We start from the raw sequence: 15308 nt of genomic DNA on the forward strand, positions 1-15308 counted from the left end.
ATGGTTCGGCGAGCGCGACGGTCAGCGGCCGGCCCGCATGCTGAGCGGCTGACGGCCGCCTGTCAGCCACCGCAGGCGTGCCGCGCTAACCAGCGGCCGCATGACGATCGACCGCGGTCCGCTCGGTGAGGGGACGGGGTGGCCGCACTCCCACACGACGGCTGCGGCGCACGAAATAGCGCACCAGCTGGTGGATCTCCGGCGCGTGGTCCAGCTGCGGGCAGTGGCCCCAGTCGTCGTGCACCACCAGCTTGCTGTGCGGCACCAGGCTGTGCAGCCTCCGGCCACCCTCGGCGCGCACCAGCCGGTCCCGTCCACAGGCCAGGATCAGCAGCGGCGCGGTGATGAGCTCCGGCTGGTACAGCCGCTCGTCGAACTCGCTGGTCAGCTGCCTGGCCTGGGCGAGCCGTTCGCGGACCGAGCGATTGGACGAGAACAGCTGGACGAACCGGCGCGCATCCTCGTCGTCCGCGCCGCGCGGCTGGGCGTACAGCAACCTGGGCACGACGGCGTCGACCACACGGCGGACGACCCGGTCGGGAATCGGCAGCGGCAGCGAACCGTACAGCCGCAGCGGCAGCGGATACCGCTTGACCGTGTTGACCAGCCAGGTGTCGGACAGCCCGGGCGCTGCGATGGACACCACCCCGGCCAGCCGCGGCGCCGATCGCTGTGCCGCGCGCAAGCTGACCGTGCCACCCAGCGAGTTGCCGATCAACACCACGTCGCCCAAGCGGGCCTGAGCGCGCACGACGGCCCGCACGAACGCGTCCAGCTGCGGCAGGATCGGTCCCGGCCGCAGCGGGTCGGCCTCACCGAAGCCGGGCAAGTCGACCGCGAGCGCCGGCTCGCCCGCCTTGGCGAACTCCACCAGCAGCCGCCGCCACGTGTCTGCGCTGTCGCAGTAGCCGTGGAACATGACGTACCGGACACCGGAGCGGCTGGCTCCCGGCCGCTCGACCGTCAACACCCGGGTGCGCACACGTGCGTACGTGCGGTACGTCGTGCGGATCGGTGATCCGCCCTGGACCGATCGCCGGCCCCGCTCCGGTGCGGTCGTCATGACTGGAGGGTAGACAACGAATCACCGGAAGAACCGCCACCAAGACGATCACAAACCGGCATCGGTTCGGATCGCCGCAGCTCATGCCGGGTCGCCGTGGTCCGGGTTCGGTCCGGCCGAACGGCGTTTCCGCTGGTAGCGCCCGCGGCCTACACCGCCTTCACCCAGGCCGGGTTCGCCGTGGGGACGGCACACAAAAGGCACTACAGGTTGGTCTGGTTCGTGGCCCGTGTGCTCAGCTGGCGGAGGTGCGCGGCTGCTCGGCCCGCTCGCGGTGGGGGTGCCTTGCGTCCGGCCCCGAGGCTTGTTACGCCTGCGCTTCAGGCATCAGCTCGCCAGGGTCCGCGGTCAACGAGCCCGAACGGCCTGACCGGCCGCAAGCGCCGACCCGGTCAGGCCGAGACCGCTCGGCGCAGCTCGCCGCGCTCGACGCAGGCAGGCACCATTGCCACGGCGGCGGAGCGGGCCGAAGGCCCCGCCGTCCGGCAGGCTGCACGGCTCACGACGAGCGCGTCCGGCAAGCAGCGGCGACGGGCCCGGATCAGCGGGTCAGCACGATCTTGCCTGCCGTCTCGCCCGCCAGCATCTGCCGGAACGCCTGCGGAGCCTCGGTCATCGGCAGCTCCGCGCCGATCGCCGGCCGGATCCCGGCCAGCTGCACGAACTCCAGCAGCGAGGCGAGCTCGTCGCGGGTGCCCATGGTCGATCCGATCACCCGCAGTTGCAGGAAGAACACCCGGTTCAGCTCGGCATTGGCGTCCGGCCCGCTCGTCGACCCCGAGACGACCACCACGCCGCCGGGCTTGAGCGACTTCAGCGAGTGCGACCAGGTCGCCTTGCCGACGGTCTCGAACACCGCGTCGACCCGTTCGGGCAGCCGGGCGCCGGGCTCCAGCGCCTCGTGCGCACCCAGCTCCTTGGCCAGCGCCCGCTTGGCCTCCGTCCGCCCGGTGGCGTACACCCGCATGCCCGCGGCGCGGCCCAGCTGGATCAGCGCGGTGGCGACCCCACCGGACGCTCCCTGCACCAGCATCGACTGTCCGGGCCGCAGGCCGGACTTGACGAACAGCATCCGGTACGCGGTGAGCCACGCGGTGCCCATCACGGCCGCCTCAGCCCAGCTCATCCCGGCCGGTTTCGGCAGCACGTTGGCCGCCGGGACGACCACCCGCTCGGCGAACGTGCCCTGGTACTTCTCGGTCAGCAGGGTGCGCTTGGGGTCCAGCGTCTCGTCGCCGCGCCACGCCGGGTCGCCGATCACCGAGTGCAGCACCACCTCGGTGCCGTCCGGCAGGGTGCCCGCGCCGTCGCAGCCCAGGATCATCGGGAACTGGTCCTTGCCGATCCCGACCCCGCGCAGGGTCCACACGTCGTGCATGTTCAGGCTCGCGGCCTTGACGTCGACGGTGACCCAGCCCTCCGGGGCCTCGGGCTCGGGTCGTTCGCCGACGGCCAGGCCGGCCAGCGGGTCGTCGGGATGCGGTTCTGTGGCGTATACGGCGAACATGACCACACCGTATCGGCCGTTCGGCCGGTACAGGAGTAGGGTTCGCCACATGCTCGACAAACTCAGCGCCTGGTGGGACGCGGTCGAACTGTGGGTTGTCGAGCTGTGGTTCCCGCTGCAGTTCCTGGTGGTCATGGCCGTGGTCGTGCCGGTGTGCCTGGTCGTGGCCTGGGGAGTGGACCGCGGCGTGGACCACCTCTCCGCCCGGCTGCGGCGGGTGCGTCGGCGTCGTGACGTCCCGCGTGCCTAGGATCGGGCCCTATGCGGGAAGCACCACCGCGGCGCAACCGCCGCCGGATCACCGCTGCCCTGGTCGGCTTGCTGCTGTTGGTGGGCGCAGGCTGGGTGGCGCAGAACCAGTGGGGTGGGTCCGCCACCGACCAGCTTCCCGGGGCGGAGTCCGGGCTGCCGATCACCCCGTTGTCGGAACTGCCGGCCGAAGCACGGCAGACGTGGCGGCTGATCCAGCGGGGCGGCCCGTTCCCGGAACGCCAGGACGGCACCGTGTTCGGCAACCGGGAAGGGTTGCTGCCCGCGCGCGAGCACGGGTACTACCGCGAATACACGGTGCCCACCCCGAACTCGCCCGATCGTGGGGCCCGGAGACTGGTCACCGGAGAGGGCGATGAGCTGTACTACACACCGGATCACTACCGATCATTCGTTGTCGTCGACCCGGACCGATAGGGGAGTGAGCGTGGTCGAGGAGCCCGCAGTGCGCACACACGCCGAGGTGGCCAGTGAAGCCGCCGCTCGCGGCGCGTATGTGCACACCGTCAGTGGCGCCGGTCTGCGGGACAAGCTCGCAGTGTTGGACGCGATCGCCGACGCGATGGAATTCCCGGAGTCGTTCGGCCGGAACCTGGACGCCCTCTACGACTACCTGACCGACCTGTCCTGGTTGCCCGCCGGTGAGCACGTGCTGATCTGGGTGAACTCGTCGACGCTCGGCGACAACGACCCCAGGGCCTACCTGGCGATCCGATCGGTGCTGTCGGACGCGCAGCGTGCGCTCGGGCCCGCGGGTGAGCGCGCCGACAGCAGGCAGCTCACCGTCGAGCTGGTGGATTCCTAGGGCAGGGCGGCCTGCCAGGCCTGGTGGCGTCCCGGGCAGGCTGTTCAGGACTGGTCCGGCACCCAGTTCGGCTTGCGCTTCTCGGCGAACGCCCGGATGCCCTCCTGTCCCTCCGCGGAGGCGAAGAACCGCGCGGACAGCGCCAGCATCTCGTCGAAGGCCGCCTTCAGCGCCTCCTCGTCGGCTGCGCCCGTCCTGCGCCGCAGCAACTCCTTGGTGGCGGCCAGCGCGTTCGGCCCACCGGCGGCGAGCGCTGTCACGTAGCCGTCGACCGTGGCGTCCAGCTGGTCCCGGGGCACGGCCGCGTTGATCAGCCCGATCTCCGCCGCCCGGGCGGCGTCGAACGGCGCGCCGGTGAGGAAGAGCTCGTGGGCGGCGCGCGGCAGCAGGCGCGGCAGCACCGGCACCGAGATCACCGCGGGGACCACGCCGATCCGCACCTCGCTGAACGCGAACGTGGCGTCGTCGACGGCCACCGCGATGTCCGCGGCCGCCACCAGGCCGACTCCGCCCGCGCGCGCCGGTCCGGCCAGCTTGGCCACCACCGGCTTCGGGCTGGTCATGATCCGGCTGAGCAGCTGGGGGAACTCGTTGACGCCCTGCTCGGAGGCCCCGGCGCCACGCGCCTCCTTGAGGTCCATTCCTGCACAGAACACCGGCCCGGTGTGGTCCAGTACGATGACGCGGACCGCGTCGTCCTGCAATGCGGTGGTCAGCGCCTGGGCGAGCTCCCGGCGCAGCTGGGCGCTCAGTGCGTTGCGGTTGTGCGGGGAGTCCAGCGTGATGGTCGCGACGCCGTGGTCGGCCCGGTAATGCACGAGTTCGTCAGCCATGCCGCTCACTCTGGCACATGCCCGTCAGCGCGCGTGCGGCCTGTCCGCGCCCCGCGGTCCGGCGCCCCGCGGTCCGGCGCCCCGGCGGTCGGGTGACCCCAGCGGCGCACGCCGACCGTTCGATCCAGCGGACTCGCCGACGGGCCGATTGCGGGTGTCTGGGCTCGGTGCGGGTCCGTTCCTGCGGCTGCGCGCGTCGCCGTTGCCTGCGGACCGCCTGGGCGCGGCTTCGTTGCCCGCGACCGGCCACACGGGCTCGTCGTGGTGGACGCGGCCGTTCGCCGTCCGGTGGCCGTTCGGCGGCTCCTCGCGCCGGTGCCGGGGACGCGGGGGCGGCTGCCGCCGTGGCTCGGGCAGGACACCGCGCTCTCGGCGGATCGGCCGGGAAGCCTGCGACTGCTCCGGCGTCTCACCCGGCCAGCGCGGTGCCGGCCGTTCGCGCGGGCCGCCGGGTGCGGGCCGGGTGGGAGGCCGGTCGCCAGGACCATGCGCAGCGCGACGTCCGTTCGCAGCCGGCCGCCTGGGCTGTCCGTTCGATGCCTGCCGTTCGCTTCGCTCGCCGGCCGGCCGCGGCGGGCGACCGTTGCGAGCGGGTACTTCGCGGTGATCGTCGCCGCGTTCCGGTTCCTCGGCGGGGAGCCGCCGCTGCCGTACCTCCGGTGCCGGGCGCCCGCGGTGCACCGTCCGGGCCTCGGCAGCGGCACGTCTCGGTGCCGCGGGCATGCTCGGGCGGGTCAGTTCCTCGTCCGGGGAAGGCGCGTCCTCTTCCTCGGCGCCGTCGGCGTCCTGCTCGTCGTCTTCCTCGTCCTCCTCGGCTTCGGAGGAGTCGTCTGCGGAACGGCGCTTGCGCTTCAGCAGCGCGCCGAGCCGCGGCCTGGGCGCGGCCGGGGAGTCCTCGTTCCGCCGGGACAGCCGCCGGCCCAGGTTGTGGCTGGGCCGCTCGACGTACCGGTAGGCCAGCTCGGTCACGGCGAACGTGGCGGCGACACCGAGCACGACGCAGAGCCAGACCGGCAGCGCGTCGCTGACCGCGTGCATCAGCGGCAACGCGATCAGGCCGTGCATCAGGTACAGCGAGTAGCTGCGTTCGGACATCGCGGTCCAGAACGCGCGCTGCTTCAACCGCGGCTCGGCGCCCAGGCCGACTAAGAACACCAGCACCGCGAACACGATGGGGGCCGGGCGCAGCAGGTAGTCGGTGTCCAGCCGGAGGTTGGTGGCCATGACGAACAGGCCCCACGCGGCCAGCAGGTACCCGCCTGCCAGCCACGGGTGGATCTTGCCGTGCCAGCCCGCCCAGATGATCTGCCCCATGATCGGCAGCAGCAGGTACGCCGACTGGGAGGCGAACCCGCCGAAGTCCTCGCCGAGCGGGGTGCGCAGCAGCACCAGGATCAACACGATGTCCAGCTCGACGAAGATCGCTGCCCAGACCCACCGGCGCAGCAGCGGCAGCATCGCGATGAGCAGCAGGTAGAACAACACCTCGACGGCCAGCGTCCAGGCCACCCCGACCATCGCCCAGAACGGCTTGAGGGAGAAGTTGGCCAGGGTGAGGTTGGCCACCAGCGTGCCCGGGGTGATGTCCTGCTTGTGGCCTGCGCTGAGCACCGACAGGCCGAGCGCGATCCCGCCCGCCGCCAGCAGCACGGCCAGCACGTTCATCGGGTAGATGCGGAAGAACCGGTTGACGCCGAACCTGCGGGCGCCCAGCTGCAGCGCGATCGGCGTCACCACGAAGCCGCTGACCAGGAAGAAGAAGTAGATCGATATCTGCCCGATGCCCTCCGAGGAGAGGTTGAGCGGGGTCTCGAACAACGCGGTGAAGCCGTCGGTGACCGCGCTGCCGCCGTACCGGGCGGCGACGAACTGGTTGGCGACGTGGGTGTAGAACACCACCAGGGCGGCCACCGTGCGGCCGATGTCGATGAAGGCAATGCGGGACTTCTCCGGCGTGGCCTTCACCACGCCGAACACTTCGGTGGGGGCGTCCCAGATCCGCACCGTCGTCGACCTAGACCGCCTGGTAGCGGCGGTTCGCGTCACCGGGTGGGTGACCGAACGCGCCGAGGAAGTAGTTCGGGCCGCGGCGCCGGACGTCCTCCGGCGCGAGGAACGCGCCGGCCTCGTCGGTGTGGACGAAGAACGCATTGACCCCTGCCAGCTCACAGTGAACCAGTCGGTACCCCTTCCGTGCGGCCAGGTCGATCAGCGCCCCCAGCGACGCACCGAAGAAGTCGGTGCCGTCCCAGCCGGGCGTGTCCGGTGGTTGCACCAGGCGTTGGTCCGGGTCGAGACCGGAGTTGTACTCGATCACCACCACGCGGGGCGTGTAGGCGTCGATCGCCCGCCAGACCCAGTAGTCGTTGCCGTCGATGTCGATCGACAGCACGTCGGGGCGGCGGGGCACCCCGGCTTGTGCGAACAGCTCCTGCACGTTCTCCGGGGTCACCGCGGCGTGCAGCGTGGTGACCCGGTCCGACCACAGGTACTTGTGGTGCAGGTGGTGGTAGGTGTCGGGGTTCGCCTCCATGAACAGACCGCGCCAGCCCGCGATGTCGGCGAGCGCCACGCAGTTACCCTCCATGCCGGTCTCCACGCCGAACTCCACGAACCAGCCGTCCTCGACACCGATGCGGCGGAAAATTTCCACCAGCACCCCATCTTCCCCGTTCTGGGAGCAGACCTGGTACTCGTAACCGGTCAGGTCCAGCTCCGCCACCGCGTCCGACGGTTTGGGGTCGAGCAGCCGCAAGCGTCGCTGGTACTCGGGAAGCGCCTGGTACACGCGGGCTTGACGCTGAACGACGGCCTCGGAGAACACGCAACGAAAGTAGCAGCTCGTTTCGTCCGATTGGGCGGTATGGGCTGAGCTGGACCGTTCCGCCAGGCATGCTGCACCTGCGCGCTCGCCGGCCGGGCCGCGGAGAATCCACCTCGTGGCCGGGGAACGATTCACGCGGCAGCGGCCACCGGAACGGGTGAGGTGTAGCGGGCGAGCACGACCTCGGCGACGCTCGGGTGCGCACCGAGGGGGGCGGCGACTCGCACGTCGTCGGCCACGCGCCTGGCTTCGCCGGCGGCCCGGTCCAGCAGCAGCCCGGGGGCGAGGAACCACGGCGCCAGCACGATCCGGGACGCTCCCGCCGTCCGCAGGCGGGCCACGGCGGACTCCACCGACGGTCGGCAGGTCGCGAACGCGTGCGTGACGTGGGCGAACCGGCCTTGGCCCCGCCAAGCCGCGGCGATCCCGGCCACGGCGGCGTTCGCCTTCGCGTCGCTGGAGCCGACACCGGTCAGCACCACCCCGGCCGTCTCGTCGGCGTCGAGCTGTTCGGCAGCGCGCAGCGCGGCGAGCGACTGCAGCACGGGATCGGGCCCCAGCACATCCGACACCGTGACCGCCAGGCCCGGGCAGCGTTCGTGGGCTTCGGCGATCAGCGCGGGGAGGTCGACGCGCGCGTGGTAGGCCGAGCCGAGCAGCAGGGGCACCACGATCACCGACCGATGCCCCTGGCCGTGCAGCTCGGCGAGGGCGTCCGGGACCGACGGCTCGCTCAAGTCGAGAAACGCGACGCGAACGACAAGACCAGGCGCGCGCTCACCGACCACCGCGGCGAGCCGCCGCACGGTGGCTGCCGACCGGGGATCGCGGCTGCCGTGCGCGACGAGCAGCAGTGGTGCGGTCACCGGCCGACCCCGAGCGACGGCAGCGGCGCGCCGATCAGGCCGGCGGCGAGCGTGTCGCCCGTCGGCGGATCGATCACCAGGAACGCGCCGTTACGGTGCGCGGTGGTGTAGTCGTCCACCGGAAGCGGCTCCGCGGTGCGGACCGCCACCTGGCCGATGTCGTTGAGCCGCAACGTCTCCGGCGCTTCGATCGTCGCCAGTCGCTGCTCGTCGAACCGGGCGTCAAGCCGCTCCACGAGCGCTTGCACGGTCTTGGTGCCGTGCTTCACCAGCACCCGAGCGCCCGGAGTGAGCGGCTTCTCGGCCAGCCAGCACAGCGCGGCGGACAGTTCGCCGGTCACCCGGGGAGGGGCGTCGACCGCCGCGATCAGATCGCCCCGTGCGACGTCCAGGTCGTCGGCCAGCACCAGGGTCACCGATCGCCCGGCGCTCGCCTCGTCCAGCGGGCCGTCGGCCGTGTCGATCCGTTCCACGCGGGAGCGCAGGCCACTGGGCAGCACCAGAACCTCGTCCCCCGGCCGGATGGTGCCCGACGCGATCTGTCCCGCGTAGCCGCGATAGTCCGGATGCTCCGCCGTTCGCGGGCGGATGACGTACTGCACCGGGAAGCGCAGCGGCTCGTCGTGCGGGTTGTCGGCCACCGGCACGGTCTCCAGGTGCTCCAGCAACGCTGGGCCGCGGTACCAGGGGGTGCGGCCCGACTTCTGCACCACGTTGTCCCCGTGCAGTGCGGACACCGGGATGGCCTGCACCTCCTCGGGCGAGTAGCCGAGCGCGACCGCGTGCGCGGTGAACTCGTCGGCGATGGCGGTGAACCTCGCCTCGTCGTAGCCGACCAGGTCGATCTTGTTCACCGCGAGCACCAGCCGCCGCACGCCGAGCAGCGCCAGCACCGCAGCGTGCCTGCGGGTTTGCTCGATGACGCCGTTGCGCGCGTCGACCAGCAGCACCGCCAGGTGCGCGGTCGAGGCGCCGGTGACCGTGTTCCTGGTGTACTGCACGTGGCCCGGGGTGTCCGCGAGCACGAACTTCCGCTTCGGCGTGGCGAAGTAGCGGTACGCCACGTCGATGGTGATGCCTTGCTCGCGTTCACTGCGCAGCCCGTCGACCAGCAGGGACAGATCCGGGGTGGACAGCCCGCGATCGACCGAGGCGCGGGTGACCGCGTCCAGCTGGTCCGCCAAAACCGACTTGGTGTCGTACAGCAGCCGTCCGACCAGGGTGGACTTGCCGTCGTCGACCGATCCCGCGGTCGCCAGCCGTAACAACGAACTCACGATCAGAAATACCCCTCGCGTTTGCGGTCCTCCATCGCGGCCTCGGACAGCCGGTCGTCGGCCCTGGTGGCGCCCCGCTCGGTGAGCCGGGAGGCGGTCACTTCCGCGATGACGTCCTCGACGGTGGTGGCGTGCGATTCCACGGCACCGGTGCACGAGCCGTCGCCGACCGTGCGGTAGCGCACCATCTTGCGGACGACCTGTTCGCCCTCGCGCGGCCCGCCCCACGGGCCGGCGGTCAGCCACATGCCGTCACGTCGGAAGACTTCGCGCTCGTGGGCGTAGTAGATCGACGGCAGCTCGATGTTCTCCCTGGCGATGTAGTGCCACACGTCGAGCTCGGTCCAGTTGGACAGTGGGAACACCCGCACGTGCTCGCCCGGCCGGTGCCTGCCGTTGTAGAGGTTCCACAGCTCGGGCCGCTGCCTGCGCGGCTCCCACTGCCCGAACGCGTTGCGCAGGCTGAAGATCCGCTCCTTGGCCCGGGCCCGCTCCTCGTCCCGGCGGCCGCCGCCGAAGACGGCGTCGAAACGGTGCTCGGCGATGGTGTCGAGCAGCGGGACGGTCTGCAGCGGGTTGCGGGTGCCGTCCGGCCGTTCGGCCACCTTGCCCTCGTCGATCCACCGCTGCACCTCGGCCACGATCAGCCGCAGGTTGTGCTTGGCGACCATCTTGTCCCGGAACTGGAGCACTTCGGGGAAGTTGTGCCCGGTGTCGACGTGCAGCAACGGGAACGGCACCGGCGCGGGCCAGAACGCCTTGACGGCCAGGTGCAGCAGCAGGGTGGAGTCCTTGCCGCCGGAGAACAGGATCACCGGGCGGTCGAACTCCCCGGCCACCTCGCGGATGATGTGGATGGCCTCGGACTCCAGGGCCGTCAGGTGGTCGCCGACGGCCGGAACGCCGACGTCGCCGGCGGGACGTGATCGGGATACGACTGCGGTCATGGTTCTCCCTATCCGTGCAAGCCGCATTCGGTCTTGGCGTGTCCCGCCCAGCGGCCGCTGCGCGGGTCGGCGCCGGGGGCGACCTTCGACGTGCACGGGGCACAGCCGATGGACAGATAGCCCACGGACACCAGGGGGTTCTGCAGGATGCCGTTGGTGCGCAGGTAGTCGTCGAACTCCTCGTCCGACCAGGCCGCGATCGGGTTGATCTTGACCAGGCCGTTCCGCTCGTCCCAGTGCACGATCGGGGTGTTCGCCCTGGTCGGCGCGTCGACCCGGCGGACGCCGGTCACCCAGGCGTCGTAGCCGGCCAGCGTGCGCCGCAGCGGCACCACCTTGCGCAGGTGGCAGCAGCGGTCGGGTTCGGTCCGGTACAGCTCGCCGAACTCGGCTTCCTGCTCGGCCACCGACTGCTCGGCCTGTGCGTCGACGATGCGCACCTGCGGGTAGACGGTGGCGACCGCGTCCCGCACACCGAGGGTTTCGGCGAAGTGGTAGCCGGTGTCCAAGAACAGCACGTCGATGTCCGGCTTGACCTTGGTCGCCAGGTCGATCAGCACCGCGTCCTGCATGTTGGACGCCACGATCAGCCGGTCGCCGAACTGCTCGACCGCCCAGGTCAGCGCCTCGATCGCGGTCGCGTCGGCGAGCTCTGCCTCGGCGCGCTCGGCCAGCGCGCGGTGCTGCTGCCTCGTCGAGGTGGTCATCGCCGCACCACCTCGGAGGCGGCGGCGAAGTTCAACCCGAGCATCTTGAGCCGGAAGACCCGGCGGCATCCGGTGCACAGCCAGGCGGCGTGCGACCCGGTGGCCTCGTCCACGTGCGGCCGCAGGTCCTCGTTCGCGCAGTACGGGCAGTAGAACGGAGTCGCTCGTTCGCTCATCGCAGGTCGGCCTCCTCGGCGCGGGCCACCCATTGGGCGAACCGCTCGCCGTCTTCGCGTTGTTCGACGAACTTGCGCACCACGCGCTCGACGTAGTCACCGAGCTCGGCGCTGGTGACCTTGTGCGCGCGCAGCTTGCGGCCGAACCCGGCGTCCATGCCGAGCCCGCCGCCCAGGTGCACCTGGAACCCCTCGACCTGGTTGCCGTCGGCATCGGTGACGATCTGGCCCTTCAGCCCGATGTCGGCGGTCTGGATCCGGGCGCACGAGTTGGGACAGCCGTTGAGGTGGATCGACAGCGGCGCGGTCAGCCCGTCGGTGACGTCCGCCAGGCGCTTCTCCAGGTCGGCGACCAGGTCCCTGGCCCTGGCCTTGGTCTCGACGATGGCCAGCTTGCAGTATTCGATCCCGGTGCAGGCCATCACGCCGCGCCGCCACGGGCTCGGCTCGGTCTCCAGGCCCACGTCGGCCAGATCCCGCTGCAGCGCCGCCACCTCGGACTCGGCCACGTCGAGCACCAGCAGCTTCTGCAGCGGCGTCAGCCGCACCCGGCGGGAGCCTGCCCGCTCGGCGGCCTTGGCGACGGCGATCAGCGTGCTGCCGGACACCCGGCCGGCGATCGGCGAGGCACCCACGTAGAACTTGCCGTCCTTCTGGGCGTGCACCCCGACGTGGTCGACCTGGGTCTCGGGCACCGGCGGCGCGGGCCCGTCGACGAGCTTGCGGCCGAGGTACTCGTTCTCCAGTACCTCGCGGAACCGCTCCGGCCCCCAGTCCTTGACCAGGAACTTCAGCCGGGCGCGGTGCCGCAGCCTGCGGTAGCCGTAGTCGCGGAAGATGCTGGTGACACCCGCCCAGACCTCCCCGACCTCCGCCGGCGGAACCCAGGCGCCCAGCCGGGTGGCCAGCATCGGGTTGGTGGACAGACCGCCGCCGACCCAGACGTCGAAGCCCGGCCCGTGCTGGGGATGCTCCACCCCCACGAACGCGACGTCGTGGATCTCGTGCGCCACGTCTTGCAGGCCGGAGATGGCCGTCTTGAACTTGCGCGGCAGGTTGGCCAGCTCGGGGTCGCCGACGTAGCGGCGCCGGATCTCGGCGATGGCCGGGGTCGGGTCGATCACCTCGTCCGCGGCGATGCCGGCCACCGGCGAGCCGAGGATCACCCGCGGGCAGTCGCCGCAGGCTTCCGTGGTGATCAGCCCGACCGACTCCAGCCGCTGCCAGATGGCAGGCACGTCCTCGATGCGGACCCAGTGGTACTGGACGTTCTGCCGGTCGGTGATGTCGGCGGTGTCGCGGGCGTAGGCCTGGGACACCTCGCCGATGACCCGCAACTGCTCGGTGGTGAGCGCGCCGCCGTCGATGCGCACGCGCATCATGAAGTACTTGTCGTCCAGCTCCTCCGGCTCGAGCGTGGCCGTGCGGCCGCCGTCGATGCCGGGCTTGCGCTGGGTGTAGAGGCCGTACCAGCGGAAACGCCCGCGCAGGTCGCTGGGGTCGATGCCGTCGAACCCGACGTGCGCGTAGATGTTCTCGATGCGGGCGCGCACGTTGAGCGGGTTGTCGTCCTTCTTGGTCTGTTCGTTCTTGTTCAGCGGCTCGCGGTAGCCGAGGGCCCATTGACCTTCGCCACGCCCTTTGCGCGGGCGTGTTCTGGCAGGTGTGGTCAACGTCATTCCTCCGGGTGGACATGGCGGCGCGCCAGTGCGCAGCGTGCGGTCGGGAACGGATCGCGGATGAGTCAGCAGCCCGGACGGCACAGTGCGCTGGCCACCCGGAGAAGGTCGACGTGCAGCCGGCTGACGAGGAGAACGGTGGCTGACGTCATGCGGGTCAGAGTGCCAGCCGTCCACCTGCTGATCTATGTCGTTCAGATCGTGAGATGAACTTTCGGCCAAATCGTGCGGTCGTCGTCGGCCGCCTCCCGCCCCGCCGTGGGCGGCGGCGACGTGGTGGGGAGACACTGGATGGGTGCCTGCATTGCCCGACGGTGAACCCGCTCCCCGCGACGGATCGCTACCCGCCGCAGCGCTGCGGTCGTTGGGCGAGCGGCCGTTCGGCGTCTACGTGCACGTGCCGTTCTGCGCCACCCGGTGCGGCTACTGCGACTTCAACACCTACACACCCGGTGAGCTGGGCACGTCGGCGTCGCCGCAGTCGTGGTTGGAGGGGTTGCGGCGAGAGCTGGATCTCGCGGCGACAGTGCTGGGCAGCGTTCCGCGTGCGGAAACGGTGTTCGTCGGCGGCGGTACTCCGTCGCTGTTGGGAGCCCAGGGCCTGGCCGATGTGCTGGCGGCCGTGCGGGACGCGTTCGGTCTTGCCCGTGGTGCGGAAGTCACGACCGAGGCGAATCCCGAATCGACGTCGCCGGAGTTCTTCGCCGGGCTCCTCGAGGCCGGCTACACCCGGGTCTCGCTGGGCATGCAGTCCGCTGTGCCGCACGTGTTGCGGGTGCTCGACCGAGTGCACACCCCTGGGCGGCCGCTCGCCGCCGCTCGCGAGGCGCTCGACGCCGGATTCGAGCACGTCAACGTGGACCTCATCTACGGGACGCCGGGGGAGCGGCCGGAAGACCTGCGCGCGTCGCTGGAGGCCGTCGGCGAAGTCATCGCCGACGGTGTGGACCACGTGTCGGCGTACGCGCTGATCGTCGAGGACGGCACGGCGATGGCGCGCAAGGTCCGCTCGGGCGTGATCCCCGCGCCGGACGACGACGTGCTGGCCGGCTACTACGAGATGGTCGACGACTACCTCACCGGATGCGGGTTCTCCTGGTACGAGGTGTCGAACTGGGCGCGATCCGCCGATGCGGAGTGCCGCCACAACCTGGGCTACTGGCTGGGCGGCGACTGGTGGGGCGCCGGGCCCGGGGCGCACAGCCACGTCGGCGGGGTCCGCTGGTGGAACGTCAAGCACCCCGCCCGTTACGCGGAGCGGTTGCGTGCGGGTGATTCACCCGCTGCCGGCCGCGAGCTGCTGACCGATGAGGACCGCTACCTCGAGCGGGTCATGCTCGAACTGCGGCTGGCCCGCGGGTTGCCGCGAGACGCACTCGACGACGCCGGCCGCCGCGCCGCCGAAGACGCGGTCCGGGACGGCCTGCTCGAACCGGGGGAGTGGGCTGCCGGAAAGGCGGTGCTGACCCGGCGCGGGCGGTTGCTGGCCGACGGCGTGGTCCGCAGGCTGGCCGGCTGACCCGGATCACGGCCCGGCCACCGGATGCGGCAGCGCGATGCACATGCCGACCCGGGCATCCTCCACGTCGGGCAGCTTCGCCTGCAGTTCGGCGGCCAGCTGCCGGGCGTCGACCGAGTTTGCCGCGGTGACCTCGACGAAGGGGGACATGTCGTCTGGCTGGAGCGACGCGACGAGCTCGGGCTGGTCGGCGAACTGCTCCTTGGCGCGCCGAAATGCCTCCTCGCGGGTCGTCTCCACCACCGAAGTTACCCGGTGGTCGTTGCGCAACGCGCTGGCGGCGGCGGTCATGGCCGCATCGGTACCGAAGTGCACCAGCACGGAATTCCGGCAGTTCACCGACTGCGACAGGGAGAGAATCGCTGCTGTGCGCTCGTCTCCCTTGACGCACGTCACCGGCTCGACGGCCAGCGCGTCGGCGAACTCGTCGCCGAGCACGCTCGCCAGCTCGCCCTTGGGCGCATCGACCGCAGCGACGTGGACGGCTGCCACCGCCGGTGCTTCGCTGCTGGTCTGGTCCCGCATGCCGTCGGCCAGCTCGGGGAAGGAACGCACCAGCCGGCGGAGCATCTGTTCCTGCGTCTCGGTGCGCACGTCGCCGACCCGATCGTCCTCGCGGAGCCGCTGCGCGGCCGTCCGCATGGACTTGTCGTCGGCGAAGTACAGCGACACGCCGTTGGCGCATGTCGCCGAGACCGGTTCGGACGAGAAGAGGGCGCACCCGGTCAGCGTGACGGACGCAGCCACCAGCACCGCTGCGGTGCACAGCAGGCCCTTGATGCTCACGCGCACCGAGTCTGGCACGGCGTGGCACCCTGCGGACCGCGACGTCGTG

General features: G+C 71.2%; 17 protein-coding genes. 4 read left to right on the forward strand and 13 right to left on the reverse strand.

What is annotated here, in order from left to right; translation table 11 throughout:
- Window positions 1–85: 85 nt before the first annotated feature.
- Both YWY_RS0102860 and YWY_RS0102865 read right to left on the reverse strand, forming a co-directional pair.
- Window positions 86–1063, reverse strand: a complete 978-nt coding sequence (locus YWY_RS0102860) for an alpha/beta fold hydrolase (RefSeq protein ID WP_028846378.1) — start codon at window positions 1061–1063, stop codon at window positions 86–88.
- A 541-nt stretch (window positions 1064–1604) separates the two neighbouring features.
- Complete coding sequence (locus YWY_RS0102865; protein ID WP_028846379.1) at window positions 1605–2570, reverse strand: zinc-binding dehydrogenase; 966 nt, start codon at window positions 2568–2570, stop codon at window positions 1605–1607.
- 49 nt (window positions 2571–2619) lie between these two features.
- Between YWY_RS0102865 and YWY_RS19985 the strand changes: the two genes are divergently transcribed.
- From YWY_RS19985 to YWY_RS0102880, 3 genes are read left to right on the forward strand one after another with little or no spacing between them, the layout of a single operon-like run.
- A complete protein-coding gene (locus YWY_RS19985) occupies window positions 2620–2820 on the forward strand; it encodes a hypothetical protein (RefSeq protein WP_038044343.1) in 201 nt (66 codons plus the stop codon).
- A gap of 11 nt (window positions 2821–2831) precedes the next feature.
- Window positions 2832–3257 carry a guanyl-specific ribonuclease gene (locus YWY_RS0102875; RefSeq protein WP_028846380.1) on the forward strand — a complete coding sequence of 142 codons (426 nt, stop codon included), beginning with the start codon at window positions 2832–2834 and terminating at the stop codon, window positions 3255–3257.
- A 28-nt stretch (window positions 3258–3285) separates the two neighbouring features.
- Window positions 3286–3645, forward strand: a complete 360-nt coding sequence (locus YWY_RS0102880) for a barstar family protein (protein ID WP_028846381.1) — start codon at window positions 3286–3288, stop codon at window positions 3643–3645.
- A 44-nt stretch (window positions 3646–3689) separates the two neighbouring features.
- On the opposite strand, the gene YWY_RS0102885 is transcribed toward YWY_RS0102880, so the two are convergent.
- The 10 genes from YWY_RS0102885 to YWY_RS24990 form a co-directional block, all read right to left on the reverse strand.
- On the reverse strand, window positions 3690–4478 hold the full coding sequence (locus tag YWY_RS0102885; RefSeq protein ID WP_028846382.1) for an enoyl-CoA hydratase-related protein: 789 nt from the start codon (window positions 4476–4478) through the stop codon (window positions 3690–3692).
- Window positions 4479–4502: 24 nt separating this feature from the next.
- Window positions 4503–6482 (reverse strand): acyltransferase family protein, encoded by a 1980-nt coding sequence (locus YWY_RS19990; RefSeq protein ID WP_051309588.1) that lies wholly within the window; start codon window positions 6480–6482, stop codon window positions 4503–4505.
- Between the two features lie 10 nt (window positions 6483–6492).
- Window positions 6493–7302 (reverse strand): hypothetical protein, encoded by an 810-nt coding sequence (locus YWY_RS24270; protein ID WP_051309590.1) that lies wholly within the window; start codon window positions 7300–7302, stop codon window positions 6493–6495.
- Between the two features lie 131 nt (window positions 7303–7433).
- A complete protein-coding gene (locus YWY_RS0102900) occupies window positions 7434–8168 on the reverse strand; it encodes a sirohydrochlorin chelatase (protein WP_028846383.1) in 735 nt (244 codons plus the stop codon).
- Window positions 8165–9445: a sulfate adenylyltransferase subunit 1 gene (locus YWY_RS0102905; protein ID WP_028846384.1), complete on the reverse strand. Its 1281-nt coding sequence runs from the start codon at window positions 9443–9445 to the stop codon at window positions 8165–8167. Before YWY_RS0102905 ends, YWY_RS0102900 begins: the two co-directional genes overlap by 4 nt.
- A 2-nt stretch (window positions 9446–9447) precedes the next feature.
- Window positions 9448–10392: a sulfate adenylyltransferase subunit CysD gene (cysD, locus tag YWY_RS0102910; protein WP_051309592.1), complete on the reverse strand. Its 945-nt coding sequence runs from the start codon at window positions 10390–10392 to the stop codon at window positions 9448–9450.
- A gap of 8 nt (window positions 10393–10400) precedes the next feature.
- Window positions 10401–11099 (reverse strand): phosphoadenylyl-sulfate reductase, encoded by a 699-nt coding sequence (locus YWY_RS0102915; protein WP_028846386.1) that lies wholly within the window; start codon window positions 11097–11099, stop codon window positions 10401–10403.
- Window positions 11096–11275: a hypothetical protein gene (locus YWY_RS0102920; protein ID WP_028846387.1), complete on the reverse strand. Its 180-nt coding sequence runs from the start codon at window positions 11273–11275 to the stop codon at window positions 11096–11098. The genes YWY_RS0102915 and YWY_RS0102920 overlap by 4 nt, the downstream gene beginning before the upstream one ends.
- Window positions 11272–12954, reverse strand: coding sequence for a nitrite/sulfite reductase (locus tag YWY_RS0102925; protein ID WP_028846388.1), 1683 nt, complete (start codon window positions 12952–12954; stop codon window positions 11272–11274). Before YWY_RS0102925 ends, YWY_RS0102920 begins: the two co-directional genes overlap by 4 nt.
- Window positions 12955–13019: 65 nt before the next feature.
- Window positions 13020–13106 (reverse strand): putative leader peptide, encoded by an 87-nt coding sequence (locus YWY_RS24990; protein WP_353744556.1) that lies wholly within the window; start codon window positions 13104–13106, stop codon window positions 13020–13022.
- Window positions 13107–13249: 143 nt separating this feature from the next.
- On the opposite strand from YWY_RS24990, the gene hemW reads away from it, so the two are divergent.
- Complete coding sequence (hemW, locus tag YWY_RS0102930) at window positions 13250–14473, forward strand: radical SAM family heme chaperone HemW (protein WP_028846389.1); 1224 nt, start codon at window positions 13250–13252, stop codon at window positions 14471–14473.
- 6 nt (window positions 14474–14479) lie between these two features.
- Here hemW and YWY_RS0102935 read toward each other — a convergent pair whose 3' ends face one another.
- The gene (locus YWY_RS0102935) at window positions 14480–15259 is read right to left on the reverse strand and encodes a permease-like cell division protein FtsX (RefSeq protein WP_156899083.1); all 780 of its coding nucleotides are present in this window, start codon (window positions 15257–15259) and stop codon (window positions 14480–14482) included.
- Window positions 15260–15308 lie beyond the last annotated feature (49 nt).

The sequence above is a fragment of the Thermocrispum agreste DSM 44070 genome (assembly GCF_000427905.1).
Classification (GTDB): domain Bacteria; phylum Actinomycetota; class Actinomycetes; order Mycobacteriales; family Pseudonocardiaceae; genus Thermocrispum; species Thermocrispum agreste.